The organism is Syntrophorhabdaceae bacterium (genome assembly GCA_036504895.1).
Lineage (GTDB): Bacteria > Desulfobacterota > Syntrophorhabdia > Syntrophorhabdales > Syntrophorhabdaceae > PNOM01.
Window position 1 is genome coordinate 40,876 of sequence record DASXUJ010000044.1, and the last position, 17,486, is coordinate 58,361.

12 protein-coding genes are annotated in these 17,486 nt (G+C 55.4%); 7 read left to right on the plus strand and 5 right to left on the minus strand.

Annotation, left to right across the window (positions count from 1 at the left end):
* Positions 1-144 precede the first annotated feature (144 nt).
* From VGJ94_05455 to VGJ94_05485, 7 genes are all read left to right on the plus strand, one after another.
* Positions 145-504: a (2Fe-2S) ferredoxin domain-containing protein gene (locus VGJ94_05455; GenBank protein HEY3276046.1), complete on the plus strand. Its 360-nt coding sequence runs from the start codon at positions 145-147 to the stop codon at positions 502-504.
* Between the two features lie 13 nt (positions 505-517).
* The gene (locus VGJ94_05460) at positions 518-976 is read left to right on the plus strand and encodes an NAD(P)H-dependent oxidoreductase subunit E (protein HEY3276047.1); all 459 of its coding nucleotides are present in this window, start codon (positions 518-520) and stop codon (positions 974-976) included.
* Entirely contained in the window at positions 973-2,553 is a 1,581-nt protein-coding gene (gene nuoF / locus VGJ94_05465) for an NADH-quinone oxidoreductase subunit NuoF (protein HEY3276048.1), read from the plus strand. Before VGJ94_05460 ends, nuoF (VGJ94_05465) begins: the two co-directional genes overlap by 4 nt.
* Before the next feature lie 25 nt (positions 2,554-2,578).
* A complete protein-coding gene (locus VGJ94_05470; protein ID HEY3276049.1) occupies positions 2,579-4,336 on the plus strand; it encodes an NADH-dependent [FeFe] hydrogenase, group A6 in 1,758 nt (585 codons plus the stop codon).
* A gap of 104 nt (positions 4,337-4,440) precedes the next feature.
* Entirely contained in the window at positions 4,441-4,941 is a 501-nt protein-coding gene (locus tag VGJ94_05475) for an NAD(P)H-dependent oxidoreductase subunit E (GenBank protein ID HEY3276050.1), read from the plus strand.
* A 13-nt stretch (positions 4,942-4,954) separates the two neighbouring features.
* Complete coding sequence (gene nuoF, locus VGJ94_05480) at positions 4,955-8,023, plus strand: NADH-quinone oxidoreductase subunit NuoF (protein ID HEY3276051.1); 3,069 nt, start codon at positions 4,955-4,957, stop codon at positions 8,021-8,023.
* A 20-nt stretch (positions 8,024-8,043) separates the two neighbouring features.
* Positions 8,044-9,765: an NADH-dependent [FeFe] hydrogenase, group A6 gene (locus VGJ94_05485; GenBank protein ID HEY3276052.1), complete on the plus strand. Its 1,722-nt coding sequence runs from the start codon at positions 8,044-8,046 to the stop codon at positions 9,763-9,765.
* 349 nt (positions 9,766-10,114) lie between these two features.
* Here VGJ94_05485 and VGJ94_05490 read toward each other — a convergent pair whose 3' ends face one another.
* Genes VGJ94_05490 through nuoE form a run of 5 tightly spaced genes read right to left on the minus strand, consistent with a single transcriptional unit; the run spans position 10,115 to position 17,486 of the window.
* Positions 10,115-11,284: a SpoIIE family protein phosphatase gene (locus tag VGJ94_05490; protein HEY3276053.1), complete on the minus strand. Its 1,170-nt coding sequence runs from the start codon at positions 11,282-11,284 to the stop codon at positions 10,115-10,117.
* A complete protein-coding gene (locus tag VGJ94_05495; protein ID HEY3276054.1) occupies positions 11,265-12,998 on the minus strand; it encodes a [Fe-Fe] hydrogenase large subunit C-terminal domain-containing protein in 1,734 nt (577 codons plus the stop codon). Before VGJ94_05495 ends, VGJ94_05490 begins: the two co-directional genes overlap by 20 nt.
* Before the next feature lie 57 nt (positions 12,999-13,055).
* On the minus strand, positions 13,056-15,110 hold the full coding sequence (locus VGJ94_05500) for a [FeFe] hydrogenase, group A (protein ID HEY3276055.1): 2,055 nt from the start codon (positions 15,108-15,110) through the stop codon (positions 13,056-13,058).
* A complete protein-coding gene (locus VGJ94_05505) occupies positions 15,107-17,005 on the minus strand; it encodes an NADH-ubiquinone oxidoreductase-F iron-sulfur binding region domain-containing protein (GenBank protein ID HEY3276056.1) in 1,899 nt (632 codons plus the stop codon). The genes VGJ94_05500 and VGJ94_05505 overlap by 4 nt, the downstream gene beginning before the upstream one ends.
* Positions 16,980-17,486, minus strand: a complete 507-nt coding sequence (gene nuoE, locus VGJ94_05510) for an NADH-quinone oxidoreductase subunit NuoE (GenBank protein ID HEY3276057.1) — start codon at positions 17,484-17,486, stop codon at positions 16,980-16,982. The genes VGJ94_05505 and nuoE overlap by 26 nt, the downstream gene beginning before the upstream one ends.

Sequence of the window (17,486 nt, forward strand, 5' to 3'; positions counted from 1 at the left end):
GTGGGAATAATGTTCGTAAAGAACATATTTTAAATTAAGGGATTTGTGAAATTTTTAACAATATTTATTGACGAAAAACAACGATTTATTTATAAATTAGTCTCGATTCTTATAAACTAGCCACACAGGCACAGGGGAGGCACTATGAATTTAGAAGAGCTTCGAAAGATCAGAGAAAAGGCGGAGAAGGATATCGAGTTACGGCAGAAGAAGACGAGGATCAAAGTAGTGGTGGGTATGGGTACGAGCGGCATCGCCGCAGGGGCGCGGGAAGTGCTCAAGACATTCGTTGAGGAGATCGGCGCGAGAAACCTGCTCGACGTAGTCGTCACCCAAACCGGTGAAAAGGGACTCGCATCACAGGAGCCCATGATCGAGGTTTTCGAAGAGGGAAAGCCCGTGATCGTCTACGGGAATATCGACAAGAAAAAGGCCGTCAGGATCGTCGAAGAGCACCTTGTGGGCAACAGGCCCGTTATCGACTACGTGATCGAAGCAAAGTAAAGGAGGGTGAGACTTGTATCGAGACGCCATACTAAAAAAGTTTGAACCCCGGCCGGACAATATCCTCTATATCCTGCACGACCTTCAGGACAATAACGAGCAGCACTATGTGGCACAGGAAGATATAAAGGTATGCGCCGATTATCTGAACCTGCCTTATAGCTTCGTCCACGGTGTTGCGACCTTCTATACCATGTTCAGCCTGAAACCCCGCGGTCGCTACATCATTCGACTTTGCGAATCACCCCCATGCCATCTCATGGGCTCAGGGTCCCTGCTCGACTATCTGAAAGAAAAACTGAAGGTTGAAGTAGGGCAGACTACCCCCGACGGCCTTTTCACTCTCGAGCTTACGAGCTGCCTCGGAGTATGCGGGGTGGCGCCGGCCTTGATGATGAACAGCGAGACAATCGGGAAACTTACTCCTGAAAAGGTTGACACCATTCTGGAGGAGAGGAGAGGGAGCCTATGAACACGGTAAGAAATCATGTCCTTATAAGTATAGATGCCAATACCGTCATCGCGGGCGCCCGGGGAGTGGAAGAGGCGCTCATAAAAGAGATCGCGAGCCAGGGCCTTTCCCAGGAGATTGCAGTACTCGAGACGGGAAGCGTGGGAATAGAGGACCAGGGCGTGGTACTGGTCGTATATCCGGAAGGCATTTACTATGCGAACGTCACCCCGTCCGATGTGCCCGAGCTCGTGGAGCAGCATCTGCTCAAAGGGAGGCAGGTAGCCCGTCTCGTACTCGCTCACGCACCCAAACGCACCGTGATCCGCAAGGAGGTCACGGGGTTACTTCGGGAACAGCCCCGCATCGTCCTTAAAAACTGCGGTTTCATCAATCCGGAAAGCATTGAAGAGGCGATTGCAGCCGGCACTTACGAGGCGGCGGCAAAAGCCTTAACCTCGATGAAGCCCGATGAAGTGGTGGCCGAGGTGAAACACGCGGGTCTTGCCGGAAGGGGCGGCGCGGCATTCCCCACGGGACTCAAGTGGGAATTCGCTTCGAAGGTTGAGAACCCCGAAAAATATGTGGTCTGCAATGCCGATGAAGGCGAGCCGGGAACGTTCAAAGACCGTCTCATTCTGGAAGGCGACCCCCACAAGCTCGTGGAGAGCATGATCATTGCGGGATACGCGGTAGGCGCCACAAAAGGTTTCGTCTATATCCGGGGCGAGTATACCCTTTCCATCGAGAGGCTTGAAAAGGCTATCGCCGATGCGCGTAAACTGGGAATTCTCGGAAACAATATATTCGATTCGAATTTCAGCTTCGACATTGCGGTAATGAAAGGCGCCGGCGCGTATGTATGTGGCGAGGAGACGGCCCTCATCGAATCTCTGGAAGGCAAGAGAGGCCATCCAAGAAATAAGCCCCCCTACCCCATCACTTCAGGCCTTTGGGGCAAGCCCACAGTAGTCAATAACGTGGAGACCCTGTCGAACATACCGGAGATTATTTCGGGCGGAGCGGAGAATTTCAAGAAATACGGCACCGAGAAATGCTCGGGTACGAAAGTCTATACCATACTGGGCCATGTGGTCACCCCCGGTCTCATCGAAGTCGAGATGGGTACCACCCTTCGGGATATCATATTCGACTACGGCGGAGGCATCAGGGGTGGGAAAAGGTTCAAAGGAGCTCTCGTGGGCGGCGCCGCAGGCGCATTCCTCGGACCCGACATGCTCGATGTAAAGATGGATTTCGTGAACCTGAGGGAGTATTCGGCAGCCCTCGGCTCGGGCGCCATTCTGGTTATGGACGAGGATACGGATATAGTGGATATGCTGAAGAGCGTCCTTCACTTTTTCAAGCACGAATCGTGCGGCCATTGCGTGCCGTGCAGGCTTGGCACCGCCCGGCTCGTGGAGCTTATCGACCGTGTGGCCTCATCCGTGGGCGACAAGACCGACGTTGACGGGCTCCTTCGGATCTCGGAGGTCATGAAGGACACTTCCTTCTGTCCCCTCGGACAGTCCCTTTACCTCCCCGTATCGAGCGCGCTTAAATATTTCCGGGACGAGATAGTCGCCCAGGTCCAATAATGCCATGAGGAGGCAATAAAGATCCATGATGATTAATGCAACCATAAATAAGATAGAAGTTGAGGTAGAGGAAGGAACCACCGTCCTCGAAGCAGCGAGGAAGGCGGGTTTCAGAATTCCCACCCTCTGCTATAATCCCGATCTTACCCCGGAGGGCTCATGCGGGCTTTGCGTGGTGGAAATCGAGGGTTTCCCCGCCATGAAAAGGGCGTGCATGACCCGTCTCGAGCGGGGCTGGAAGGTCCACACCAATACGGCTAAAGTGCGCAGCGCCAGAAAGGAGATCGTGGAGCTTATCCTCTCCAATCACGATATGGACTGCCTGACCTGTGTAAAGAACCAGGCATGCGAGTTGCAGTATGTGGCCAAGCTCGTGGGCATAAACACCCTCACTTACCCGCGGCTGGAACAGACAAGGCCTATCGATACGACAAGCGCCTCTATCGTGAGAGACCCCAACAAGTGCATCCTCTGCGGCAGGTGTATTCAGGTATGCTCCGAGATTCAGACGGTAAATGCTCTGTCCCTCGACCAGAGGGGCTTCGATACCCAGATCACCGACGCCTTTAATCAGGGCATGGGAAACAGCGTCTGCGTCAACTGCGGCCAGTGCACCGTCTATTGTCCGGTGGGCGCCCTGTACGAAAAAAGTCATGTGGATAAAGTATGGGAGGCGCTAAACGATCCCGATAAGCACGTAGTGGTCCAGGAAGCACCTGCAGTACGGGCCATGCTCGGAGAAGAGTTCGGTATGGAGCCGGGGACCCTCGTCTCCGGTAAGATGCACGCGGCCCTCAGGCGCCTCAAGTTCGATGCTGTCTTTGACACGAATTTCACCGCCGACCTCACCATTATGGAAGAAGGCACGGAGATCGTGGACAGGATTACGAAAAACAGGGACCTGCCGGTCATCACCTCCTGTTCTCCGGGATGGGTTAAATTCCTGGAAACCTTTTACCCCGATCTGGTAAAGAATGCATCGTCGGCCAAGTCGCCCCAGCAGATGTTCGGCACCCTGGCGAAAACCTATTATGCGGAGCTTAAGGGCATACCCGCGGAAAAGATCGTCTCCATCTCCATCATGCCCTGTACCGCCAAGAAATTCGAATGCGAGCGTCCCGAGATGAGGACGAGCGGATATCAGGACGTGGATTACGTCCTGACCACGAGAGAGATCGCCAGGATGATGAAAGAAGCGGGTATCGACCTCAAGGAGATGCCCGATGAGCTGGCGGACGACCCCCTCGGCGAATACACGGGCGCGGGCACCATCTTCGGCGCCACGGGCGGCGTCATGGAGGCAGCCTTGCGAAGCGCCTTCTTCCTCATCACCGGCCGGGAGCTCGAAAACCCTGACATTACCGCTTTAAGAGGCATGAAGGGCGTCAAGGAGCTCGAAGTGGACGTGGATGGCCTCAAGATAAAGACCGCCGTTGCCCACGGTCTCGGAAACGCGAGGAAGCTCCTCGACAAGATATCGGAGCAGATCGCGGCTACAGGAAAGAGTGAATATCAGATTGTCGAAGTCATGGCGTGTCCGGGAGGCTGCGTGGGCGGCGGAGGACAGCCGTGGGGCAGTGACATGGCAAGAAGGGCACGCAGGGGCCAGACCCTCTATGCAGAGGACAAATCTTTGCCTCTCCGCAGATCTCATGAGAACCCCTCAATAAAGGCTATTTACGAAAAATATCTGGGTCAGCCCTATACCGGAAAGGCCCATCACCTCCTCCATACGCACTACATCAAGAGAAGCAAGGTCGACGGAAAGGTGATCTCGGAATAGAAGGTGAAAGGCGCCATCGTTAAAACATATGAAAGATTTATCCCGAGCCCCGGGGGAACCCGGTCCCTGGATGAAGGTAAAACGGCATTATAAGGAGGAACAGCATGGCCGATGACAACCATGAATGCACATGCGCTCAATTGAGCGAAGAAGAGCTTTACCCAAGATTAGATCTGATCATCGAAGAACACCGCGGAAAGCCGGAAGAGCTGATTATGGCCCTTCATAAGGCGCAGAACCTCTTCGGCTATCTTCCGAGGAAAGTGCAGCAGAAGGTTGCGGAAGGCCTCGGGGTCTCCATGAACGAAGTGTACGGGGTAATTACCTTCTATTCCTTCTTCTCTACCGTACCCAAGGGACGCCACAGCGTGAAAGTCTGCCTCGGCACCGCATGCTACGTCAGGGGCGGCCAGCAGACCCTCGGGAAAGTCGAGAAAGAGCTGAAAGTCGACGTGGGCTCGACCACGGAAGATAGAAGGTATTCGGTAGATGTGGTCCGTTGTATCGGGGCATGCGGCCTCGCTCCTGCCATGCTGGTCGATAACGATGTGTACGGTCGGGTGAAAACGACGAAAATAATGGAAATTCTTGACCAATACAAGTAAGGAGGGGTCTGACATGGAGCTAGTGCGTGCTCATGTATTAGTATGTGCCGGAGCCGCCTGTGTATCTTCAGGCTGCCGGGAAATAAGAGATGCATTCGTTATTAAGATTATAGAACACGGTCTTCAGGAAGAGGTTAAGGTTATTGAGACCGGCTGCGTAGGCTCCTGCGATCTCGGCCCTCTCGCCCTGGTCTATCCCGAAGGGATCTTCTATCAGAAGCTGAAGCCTTCCGACGCGGAAGAAGTGGTAACCGAACATCTCCTCAAGGGACGGATCGTAGAGCGCCTTCTTTACAAGGAGCCCCTCACCGCAAAGACGATTCCGGATTTAAAAGGCATTACCTTCTTCAAGAACCAGGAGAAGATCGTGCTCAGAAACTGCGGCATGATCAACCCATTGAATATAGATGAATATATCGCCCGTGATGGGTATCAGGCCCTGGGGAAAGTACTCACCTCCATGACACAGGACCAGGTGGTGGACGAGATTATCCGGTCGGGTCTTCGCGGCCGCGGCGGCGGGGGATTCCCCACCGGCATGAAATGGAAATTTGCCCAAAAGGCCATAGGCGACGTGAAATATGTGGTCTGTAACGCGGATGAGGGAGACCCCGGCGCATTCATGGACCGGAGCGTTCTCGAAGGCGACCCCCATAGCGTGATCGAAGCCATGATCATCGCAGGGTACACCATCGGCGCCCATCAGGGGTATGTATACGTGAGGGCGGAATATCCCCTTGCCATCGAGCGGCTCACGTGGGCAATCAACCAGGCAAAGGAGTACAAGTTCCTCGGCAAGAATATTTTCGAGACAGGATTCGACTTCAACCTCGATATCCGTATCGGCGCAGGGGCTTTCGTCTGCGGCGAGGAAACGGCCCTTATGTTCTCCATCGAGGGAAAGAGAGGCGAGCCGAGGCCGAGACCTCCTTTCCCGGCAGTGCGCGGCCTTTTCAATGCGCCGACCCTCCTCAATAATGTAGAAACCTATGCCAATATCGCCGCCATTATCAATAAAGGCGCGGACTGGTATGCAGCCTTCGGAACGGAGAAGAGCAAGGGCACCAAGGTCTTCGCTCTCGCAGGCAATGTAAATAATACCGGTCTCGTTGAAGTACCCATGGGCACTTCCCTGGGCGAGCTGGTCTTCGATATCGGAGGCGGCATAAAGGGCGGTAAGAAATTCAAGGCTGCCCAGCTCGGCGGGCCGTCAGGCGGTTGTATCCCCACCCAGCACCTCAATGTCCCCATAGATTACGAGTCGGTGCAGGAATTAGGCGCCATTGTCGGCTCCGGCGGTTTGATCGTGGCCGATGAAGACACCTGCATGGTCGATTTCGCCCGCTTCTTCGTCGATTTCATCCAGGACGAGTCCTGCGGAAAATGCCCTCCCTGCCGTATCGGGACTAAGAGAATGCTCGAGATCCTCAACCGGATCGTCCGGGGACAGGGCCGTGAAGGCGACATCGACAGCCTTATCGAGCTTTCCGAACGGATAAAGGATGCGGCCCTTTGCGGCCTCGGCCAGACCGCCCCGAACCCGGTACTCTCGACCCTCAGGTTTTTCAGGAACGAGTATGAGGAGCATATAAAAGATAAGCATTGCCGTGCGGGGGTCTGTTCCTCCCTCTTCGATGCCCCCTGCCAGAATGCCTGCCCCGCAGGCCAGAACGCATGGGGTTATGTCACCCTCATCAGCGAAGGGAGATTCGAAGATGCCGTCGCCGTAATAAAAGAGGGGAATCCTTTCCCCGCGGTGTGCGGACGCGTCTGCGTCCATCCGTGCGAGACCAAGTGCCGCAGACAGCAGGTCGACGAACCCGTTGCGATCTGCGCCCTCAAACGTTTTGCCGCTGATTTCGACATGAATTCCTTCACCCCTTACCGTCCCAAGGTAGCGGATGCCAAGGATGCCAGGATTGCCATTATCGGCGCAGGTCCTGCGGGACTCACCGCTGCCTATTATCTTGCTGCCAAGGGGTATAAGGTGACGGTATTCGAATCGCTGCCCGTACCGGGAGGCATGCTCGCCGTGGGCATCCCCGAATACCGCTTACCCAAAGAAACCCTGAACGCCGAGGTAAAATCAATTACCGATCTCGGTGTGGAAATCAAATATAACACTGCCATAGGCAAAGATATTACAGTCGAGAAACTCTTCTCCGACGGATACGGCGCAGTACTCATGGCGACCGGCGCCCACAAGGGCCAGACCCTGGGCATCCCGGGAGACGACAGCGACGGAGTAGTTGACGGCGCGACCTTCCTGCGCAATCTGAACCTCAAAAAGGCGGTGAAAGTGGAAGGCCAGGTGGCGGTGGTAGGCGGCGGTAACGTTGCCATCGACGCGGCCCGGTCGGCTCTTCGACTCGGGGCAAAAAATGTGGTAATCCTCTATCGCAGGGAGAAGGAAGACATGCCCGCCTATGAGGAAGAAATTGTGGAAGCCGAGCATGAGGGCGTGAAAATCCATACCCTCGTTGCACCGAAAAGACTCATCGCCGAAAACGGAAAGCTTGTGCAGATCGAGTGCGTGCGCATGTCGCTCGGCGCCTTCGACAAGAGCGGAAGGCGCAGACCCGAGACCATACCCGGTTCAGAGTTCACCCTCGATGTAGATACAGTCATCGCCGCCATCGGACAGGTCCCCGACCTCTCCTATCTCAATGGGGACGGCGTGGGCGTGAGCCCCAGCGGCACTATTGCAGTGGATGACCTCAAGACCCTGGCCACAGCTCGGCAAGGCATATTTGCCGCCGGAGACGCGGTAAGGGGCCCGGCCACTGTGGTGGAAGCCATAGGAGACGGAAAGAGGGCAGCCCTGGCAATCGACAAATATCTGGGAGGCGACGGAATGCTGAGCGATACCTTCCGCGAGAGACTCGTCAAACTCGTGGTCTCCTATAATGAAGAAGAATACCAGAAAGAGAGGGGGAGGGCCGAATCTCCGTCTATACCTCTCTCCGAAAGGTATAAAAACTTTAAGGAAGTAGTGCTCCCCTATCCGTCCAAGGCAGCGGTCGAGGAGGCCAAGAGGTGCCTCCATTGCTACCTCAGGCAGGACGAGCAATCCACAAATTAGATCAAGGAGCGTGATGAGGTATGATAAACTTAACCATAGACGGGCAAAAGATAGAGGTCGAGCAGGGGACTACCGTTCTCCAGGCTGCCAGAAAGGCCAAGATCCACATCCCGACGCTTTGTTATCTTGACGAGGTGCAGGCCATCGGCGCATGCCGGGTATGCCTCGTGGAAGTGGAGGGTAATCGGGCGCTCCAGGCCGCATGCGTCTTTCCGGCAACCGAGGGTATTACGGTGCACACCAGCACCGAAAGGGTACGAAAGGCCAGGAAGTTTTCCGTGGAGATGCTCCTCTCCAACCACCCCATGGATTGCCTTACCTGCGCACGCAACCTGAACTGCGAGCTTCAAAAACTGACTGAAGAGTTGGGAATCAGGGAAGTCAGGTTTACGGGAGCCAAAAGCGAAGGGGGCATGGACAACAAGGGGGCTTCATTAGTAAGAGACCAGAGCAAATGCATCCTCTGCCGCAGGTGCGTCTCTGTCTGCCAGAACGTGCAGACCGTCACCGCCCTTTTCGCCCAGGGCAGAGGATTTGAATCGAAAATCGCGCCCGCCTTTGACGAAAGCATCAGCGACGTGGCATGTACGAATTGCGGCCAGTGTTCGCTCGTATGCCCCGTGGGCGCAATCACCGAAAAATCGAGTATCGACGCCGTGTGGGAAGCTCTCTCGGATCCGACGAAGTTCGTCGTGGTCCAGGACGCCCCGGCAGTACGCGCCGCCCTGGGAGAGGAATTCGGGTATGAGCCCGGAACCCTGGTCACGGGCAAGATGCTCGCCGCGGTACGTAAACTCGGTTTCGACCGTATCTTCGATACCAACTTCACCGCCGACCTGACTATTCTCGAGGAAGGCACGGAGCTTATCAAACGCGTAAAGGAAGGCGGGACCCTGCCGCTCATTACGAGCTGCAGCCCCGGATGGATTAAATTTATCGAGCATTTTTATCCCGATCTCCTGCCCCACCTTTCCACCTGTAAATCCCCCCAGCAGATGCTCGGGGCTCTCGCAAAGACTTATTTTGCCGAAAAGGAAGGACTCAACCCGAAGGATATCGTGGTTGTCTCCGTAATGCCTTGCACGGCAAAGAAATTCGAATGCGACCGGCCGGAGATGACGGACAGCGGGTATAAGGATGTGGATTATGTCCTCACCACCCGTGAGCTTGCGAGAATGATAAAGCAGGCAGGTATAGAGTTTAACGAGCTGGAAGACGGCGAATATGATTCACCTATGGGTGAGTACACGGGCGCGGGCACGATTTTCGGCGCCACAGGCGGCGTCATGGAAGCCGCCCTTCGTACCGCCTATGAGATACTGACGGGAAAAGCCCTGGAAAACCTCGATTTCATTGCCGTACGGGGACTTACGGGCATAAAAGAGGCTACCGTGCCCATAGAAGGCGTAGGAGACGTGAAAGTAGCGGTCGCCCACGGCCTCGGCAATGCGCGTAAACTCATGGAGAAGCTGAAGGCGGGAGAGGCAGATTACCATTTTATAGAAGTGATGGCGTGCCCCGGTGGCTGCGTAGGCGGCGGCGGTCAGCCTATCCCCGTGAACAGCCGGATAAGAAAGGCACGGGCCGATGCCCTCTATGCCGAGGATAAATCCCTTCCCAGAAGGAAATCGCACGAGAACCCGTCAGTGAAGCGGGTATACGAAGATTATCTGAAAGAGCCCTTGGGCGAGAAATCACACCATCTGCTCCACACGAAGTACAAGGCCAGGGGCGTCAACTAAATCATACAGGAAAGATCGACACGGGGAATTCGGGAAACCGGATTCCCCGTTTTTGTTGTTTCAATTATCACCAAACCTTTCCCGGCCCTTACTCTATGTCTCGCGCAATCATCTCCCGCGACAGCACCAGGGAGAGTCGGTCTCAAGATAAAGTAGTTCATGCCGCTCTGCGGACATATTTCCCCTTTTGAGTCTTTCCATGCCACGATGTCGTGAAGCTACTCTTGCCTAGGGAGGGGGAAATTTGTCACCTCCCTCGCGGCTTTGCAAGGTTGAGGTTGAGGTTGAGGTCTTTGGCGCCGGCTAAGAATTAGAGAGGGGGACGTGAGATGTGACCGGAAAATTCCGCCTACACGTATTCCACATTGACGAGCTTGCCCATTTTACGTAGTTTTTCCGCGAGCAGCTGAATTATGACCTCCCGCGGGAACATGCCCATCTGTCTGAAAACTATATTCTCATGGCCCGGATTGGTAGCCGTTCCCATGATGAAATTGATCGTATCGGCAGAATGGAAAAGTCTGTAGAGGGTGGAGACGGACGAATCGCGATCGAGCCTGTCCGCCTTTTCGTCCAGTATATTATAGAGCTGGTTCAGGGTGACCGCCCCCTCAGTCGCATAATCTATACCCGTGATCTCATAAGAAGGGGGCTTGTGAAAGGCATTCGACACCTCTCGTACGTTCACCGGTGTCTTAAGGATTCGGCCCACTACTTCGGCGGTGGTCGAGCCGCAGACGATCTTCGTGCCTTTCATCTCCATGAACTCCTTTACCGCTTCCTTATCTTTCGCCTTATTGGCCGGCGGACCCGTGAGGACGTTAAGAGAGTGAGCTTCCCGGCAGACGAGAAGCACGCACGTGGTATCGTCGCCGTAAGTGGTGCCCGATATCTCCTTCACCTTTCCGAGCACCTCTGCGGCCACACCTTTCAGATCGACTTTCCGGACCAGGCATCCGTTAATAAAATCGCATGCACCTTGGGTCCCCCATCCCATGCGGTACTGGAACCCGAGCCCTGCCTGGCTCACTCCGTCGCTCATCATTACGATGCCGTCGCCATAATCGAGCATGCAGTTTACTTCAGCGATCATCTCAAGCCCCATGGAGAAGAAGCGCTGCTTCGGCTGATAGGCGGCGAGATAATTGTTGATGAGAATCGGCGCCGGAATTTCATAGGACATTATTGTTGCATGGCCGCTGTTCAGGATGCGGCAGACGCTAAAGGCAGAGAATGGGATATCCTTGGTCCTCGCCTCGTGCATAGTGTCCACGATCTTTCCGCACGCCTCCCTCAGGGTGAAGCCGAGACGGATAAGCTCCATGAGGCGTGACGCGCACATAACCGCGGCCACCCTGGCCTTGATCCCCGTGCCTATTCCATCGGCCACGACCACAGTAGTGGCTTCAGGCGTCCGGTCGATGACGATGTAATCGCCACATATCCGTCCTGCCTTTTTGGCGCTCTGGGCATTGATTACTTCAATATATTTTCGCGGTTCACTGAGACTTGCTCTCATCCCCTTCACTCAATGCCAATAGTTTTCTGACCAGCTCTTCACCGCGGGCCGTGCTCTCCCCGATGAACTGTGCCATATTCTGGGCCATTCTTATCTGGTGCTCCAGGAGCTCGTTTGCCTGCTCGATGGTCTGGGAGCGCATATCGTTAAGCTTCTTCTCGTGCTCCTGCTGGGTTGTGATATTAATGAAAATTCCCACGATCTGCTTTTCCTCCTTGAGGATGTAGAGGCGCTCCCTGCAATGGAGATTATAGTGGCGGTGGGTGACGTCGATGTCGAGAGAATCGACCACTCCGGATATAAGCTTTTCATATGGCGCCGGGTCCATGAGGTACGAGACGTGCCGGCCCAGTACCGCATCGGTGCAGAGAAAGAATTTTTTGAATGCAGGGTTCATGCTCAGGATATTCAGGTCTTCGTCGAGCATGAGAACGCCGTTGGGTGTGGTGGTCACGATCTGATCGGTCCTCCTCTCCGCAAGCCTTCTCATGTAAGGGATACACATTTCAGGTTCAGCCATGCCGAGCACCACGGCAACGGCCTTCTCCCGGCAGCTGTCATAACCGCAGGCCCCGCAGTTGAGTTGCTGCTGGGGGTCCGATTTCCCTGTCCGTTCGAGCACCTGCTGGATCTTCTCTTCAGCCACCTGAGAGGCGGCGACTGCCCGGTCATGGAAGGAGGCGGCGAAAAAGGCGGTCTCCCTCACCTCGTCCGGCGTTGCGCTTACGTTTTCTATCTCCTGGTCATAATCGATGATATCTTTTCTGCGCTCGAAAATGTTCTTTTCCGTATCGATGCCCGGGCCGTTAATGCATCCCTGGTTGCAAAAGAGGGGCTCTATGATCGCGTAGGGCGTGCCTTCGGGGACAGCTTTCAAAAGCTCCCTCGTACCGCCTATGCCGTCCACCCTCAAGAGCTTCATATTGAGCCCGTCATCGACGAGTCCCGCTGTTTTTATCATGCCCCCCGGCAGGGGGTAGAGCTGGGCGGACCGGACGGGTCTTTCATCGAAGTTGCTCTCTTCGCACGTGGAGAGATCGATATTCTTCTGCTCCATCCAGGTCGCAATCTCCCGGAAGGTGAGGACGCAGTCGACCACTCCCGCGGCCTCGGGACGAAAAAGCTCCGACTTCTTCGCCACGCAGGGCCCGATAAAGACCACCTTGACCTCCGGCCCCAGTTTCTCCTTCAGCATGCGGGCATGGGCCACCATGGGCGAAACGAGGGGAAGGAGGCTCCCCGTTAGCTCGGGCTGATATTTTTCGATATAGTTTACGAGTGCCGGGCAGGCGGTGCCGATGTATGTCTTATTACTCCCCTCTTCCGCAATATGCTTTGCATGAACCGATATCTGGTAGGCCCCCTGGGAAGTCTGACCCACGTAGCGAAAACCGAGAGCCCGTAACGCGGAGGGGAGCCGGCTCCTCTGCCAGCCGTTAAAGACGGCCGCAAAAGAAGGGGCGATGCTCGCGACCACAAATTGGCCGGCCTCGATAAACCTCTGGGCCACATCTATGTCATAACGAAACGCCTTTGCCTGCTGCGGACATTCCTTGATGCACGTGCCGCACGCGATGCATCTCGTTCCGTCCACGTAAGCCTGCCCTTTTTCCATCCGTATGGCTTTTACAGGGCAGCTCCTGAGGCAGCGGTAACAGTCCCTGCACCTGGCGGTAAGGGTAAATACTATCTGCTGAATCCCTTTATCCGACATTTTTATCCCCTTTTGTGGGGAGACAGGTGATACGCCGCCCCACATTGCACTTTTTTATCAAACCTTCCCCTGGTGTATTCCCGTCTCTTCTTCAGTGAACGCCTCACCCGGCTGCCGGCGCGTGTTCTCTTCGATAGCCCTGGCAGCCTTGTCAATGGTACAGCCTTCAATAATCGTATCGCCGATCCGGACGGTGGGCCCCTTGTCACAGCGCTCGAAACAAAAGGATGCGCTCACCTTCACCGAACTGTCAAGACTATTGACCCTGATATATTCCATGATCTCCTGGAGAAGCCTTTGAGATCCCTTGAGAAAACAGCCCGTGCCGAAGCAGACGTTCACATCGAGTCCCTGGTCCGCATGGACCCCTGAGAGCGCCATATGTTCGTCAGAGATCCTTTTTCTATTCTTGTAGCCTGTATGGAGCAACTTGTGTGCCGTATGACCGCCCACTTCACCGAGAAGATTGCCGTAAATATCCATCACGTAGGGGTTTTCCTGCGATTTGTGGAGTTCCAGCATGCGGTCGTTTTCATAGATGCCTTTCGTTCTCTTCTGCCGGACGCCCGCATTTTGGGATACGGGCTGTCCCGCGCCGCCCACGCACCCGCCCGGGCACGCCATTACTTCCACAAGATCGTATTTTACCGTCCCCGCCTTGATGTCTTCAAGTACTTTCCGGGCGTTTTTGAGCCCGCTCACTACCGCGAGGCTGAATTCCTTCCCGTTCACTTTGAGGGCGGCCTCGCGGATACCGGCTTCCCCCCTCACGCTCGCAAACTCGTAGGTGTCGCGCTTTTCGCCCGTCAATCGCTCGGTCACGTACCTCAATACCGCTTCCGATACGCCGCCGGAATTTCCGAAGATTACGCCTGCACCGGTCTTGAAGCCAAAGGGGAGATGGAATGATTCAGGGCCAAGGTCCTTGAAGTGCAGACCCGCCTCCTCTATCATGCAGCCCAGTTCCTGGGTCGTGAGCACATGGTCTACATCGGGGGTGCCCGCGTGGGTAAACTCGGACCGTTTGGCCTCGAATTTTTTCGCAGTGCACGGCATGATGGAGACCACCACGAGGTCCTCCTTTTTCTTCCCAAGGTAGTGGGGAAGCACCTCTTTGGCGAGGGAGCCGAACATCTGCTGGGGCGAGCGGCATGTGGAGAGATGGCTCACGAACTCCGGGTAGTACTGTTCCACGAATTTCACCCATGCGGGGCAGCAGGAAGTGAATATCGGCATATTCTCCCCTGTTTCAACGCGTTTAATGAACTCGTTGCTCTCTTCTATCACCGTAAGGTCTGCCGTAAAGCAGGTATCGAAGACACGGTCGAAGCCGATGGCGCGGAGGGCAGCCGCGATCTGGCCTGTAGCGGTCACCCCCGGCTCGAGGCCGAACATTTCGCCGATCGCAACCCGCACCGCGGGGGCTACCTGGGCGACCACTATCTTTTCAGGATCGTGGAGGGCCTTCCAGACCTCTTCCACTTCCGATTTGGCGGTAAGGGCCCCTGTAGGGCATATCCGGGCGCATTGGCCGCAATTGACGCACTCCACCTTGTCGAGCTCTTTGCCGAAGGACGGAATCACGAGAGTCTTTGATCCCCTGAAGGAGAAATCGATGGCCCCCACGGATTGGACCTCTTCGCAGACCCGGACGCAGTCGCCGCAGAGCACGCATTTATTGGGGTCCCGGACGAGGGAAGGCGAGGAGCTGTCCACGGGGAGGCCCCTGTCCTGGCTCTTGAACCTTATTTTTGTGATGCCGAGCCGCCTGGCAAGGGCCTGAAGCTGGCATGTCGCGCTTTTCTGACAGGTGGGGCAGTGCTGGCTATGGTTTGCGAGCAACAGCTCCACGATGATCCGCCTCATCTTCCTCGTCTCATCTGTATTGGTGCTCACTTTCATACCGGGGGCAGGAGGAGTGGAACAGGCGGGCACGAGCCCCGAGCCGTCCACATGGACCATGCAGAGGCGGCACGCGCCGTATACGCTTAACTCGGAATGATAGCAGAAGGTGGGGAGGTCGATACCTGCCTTTCGTATCAGCTCAAGGAGGTTCTGCTCGACACCGATGGGTATTTCCTTTTTATCTATAGTGACGAAGTTATCGTTCATGGCATCTCCTCTATAATCGCGTGATGCTTGCAGCTTTGCAGGCAGAGCCTGCACTTGGTGCAGGTCGCGGGATCTATCCGGTGGGGTTTCCATTTCTCACCCGATATGGCGCCGGCGGGGCACTTCCTCGCACACAGGGTGCAGCCGTTACAGATTTCGGGGTTTATTTGGAGCCTCACAAGGCTTTTGCACTTCCCGGCGGGGCAGCGCCTCTCTTTTACATGGGCGAGATATTCACCACGGAACTGGCGCAGGGTGGAGAGGACCGGGTTAGGCGCCGTTTTTCCGAGGCCGCATAAGGACCCTTTTTGCACTGCCAGCGCAAGGTCTTCAAGGATGACGAGGGTCTCCTCCGTGGCTTTCCCCTCCATGATCTCATCGAGGAGGGCGAGCATCTGTTTCGTCCCTTCCCGGCAGAGCACGCACTTGCCGCAGGATTCACTCTGGGTGAACTGCATAAAGAACCGGGCTACACTCACCATGCAGGTGTGCCTGTTCATTACCACGAGACCGCCGGACCCCACCATGGCTCCCACTTTCCTTACGGAATAGAAATCTATAGGCAGGTCCAGGTGCTCCTCGGTAAGACATCCTCCGGAAGGTCCGCCTATCTGGACCGCCTTGAAACCGTCGGTCGCGGCAAGGCCTTCATCCGTGGTAATGCCTCCGGCTACGTTATAGACGATCTGCCGAAGCGTGGAACCCAGGGGCATTTCGATAAGGCCGGTATTGACCACATGACCTGTCACGGCAAAGGTCTTGGTGCCGGGGGAATCGGTGGTCCCTAAATTCCTGAAGGTCTCCACCCCTTCCGAGACTACAAGGGGTACGGTAGACAAGGTTTCCACATTATTTATGACGGTGGGCTTCTTCCAGAGGCCGCTTTGAGAAGGGAAGGGTGGCTTGGGTAGGGGCATACCCCTTTTCCCCTCGATAGACGCGATCAATGCCGTTTCCTCGCCGCACACGAATGCCCCCGCCCCTTCCATGACCTGAAGATTGAAGGTGTGTGCCGAGCCGAGCACGTGTTTTCCCAAGGCGCCAAGCTTATAGGCATCGGCGATGGCTTTTCGCACCCTTTTCACTGCGAGGGGATATTCGGCGCGCACGTACACATATCCTTCATCGGCCTCGATTGCCCTGGATGCGATGATCATCCCTTCGATCACACTGTGGGGATTGCCTTCCATAATGCCCATGTCCATAAAGGCGCCGGGGTCTCCCTCGTCACCATTACAGATCACATATTTCTTATCGCTTTTCTCAACGCGGGCTGCGTGCCATTTCCTTCCCGTGGGAAAACCGCCCCCTCCCCTTCCCCGGAGTCCGGCATCGACCATCATGTCGCATATTTCTTCGGCGGTCATATCCGCGCATGCTTTTGCGGCGGCAAAATAGCCTCCCGCGGCAATATATTCGTTGATATCCTCCGGATCGATGACGCCGCAGTTCTTGAGGACGAACCTTTTCTGGTGTTTATAGAAGGCCATGTCGTCCATGCCTTCACATACTTTCTTGGTGGCAGGCTCCATATAGAGCAGACGGTGGACCAACTGCCCCTTTTTGATCGTCCCTTCTATAATCTCTTTCACATCCCCCGGCTTGACCTTCTTGTAAAGGATGCCTTCCGGGAGTATGGTCACAAGGGGCCCTATCTGACAGAACCCCTGGCATCCGCTCTTCGATACGAACACCCCGTCCTCTTCCGCCTTCAGCTCCACTATCGCATGAAGACCCTGTGCCTCGATACGGTTCGCAAATTCCTCATAGACCCTGAGGGAGCCGTTTACCAGACACCCCGTACCTGCGCAGACTATTATTCTATGGGATACGGCAGCCTCACGGGAGCAATACTCGGTTTTTATCTTGTTAAGCACCATGGTAGTCAGATCCACTCTGCGCCTCCTTCAGGATGATGTCGCTTACGATCTCCGTTGCCCGCTCGGGGGTAAGCTGGCCATAGACTTCCTCATTGACCACCATTGCCGGTGCAAGACCGCAGGCGCCAAGACAATTGACGGTCTCAAGGGTAAAGAGCATATCCGGGGTCGTATCCTCGCCCTCCGTAAGACTGAGCTTCTTGCTTAGGGCATCATGGAGGTCCATCGACCTCTTCACATGACACGCCGTGCCGTCACAGACCCTGATCAGATATTTTCCCTTAGGTTTGAGTGTAAACAGGGAATAGAATGTGGCAACCCCATAGACTCTCGCGGGCGAGATCCCCAAAGAAGTCGCCACGAAAGTGAGGACCTCTTCGGGCAGATAACGGTATTCCGCCTGGACGGCCTGCAGTATGGGGATGAGACGGGCGGAGCTCCTCCCGTTCTGATCGACGATTTCAAGTACTCTTTCAAATTTTCGAAGTGTCTCCAT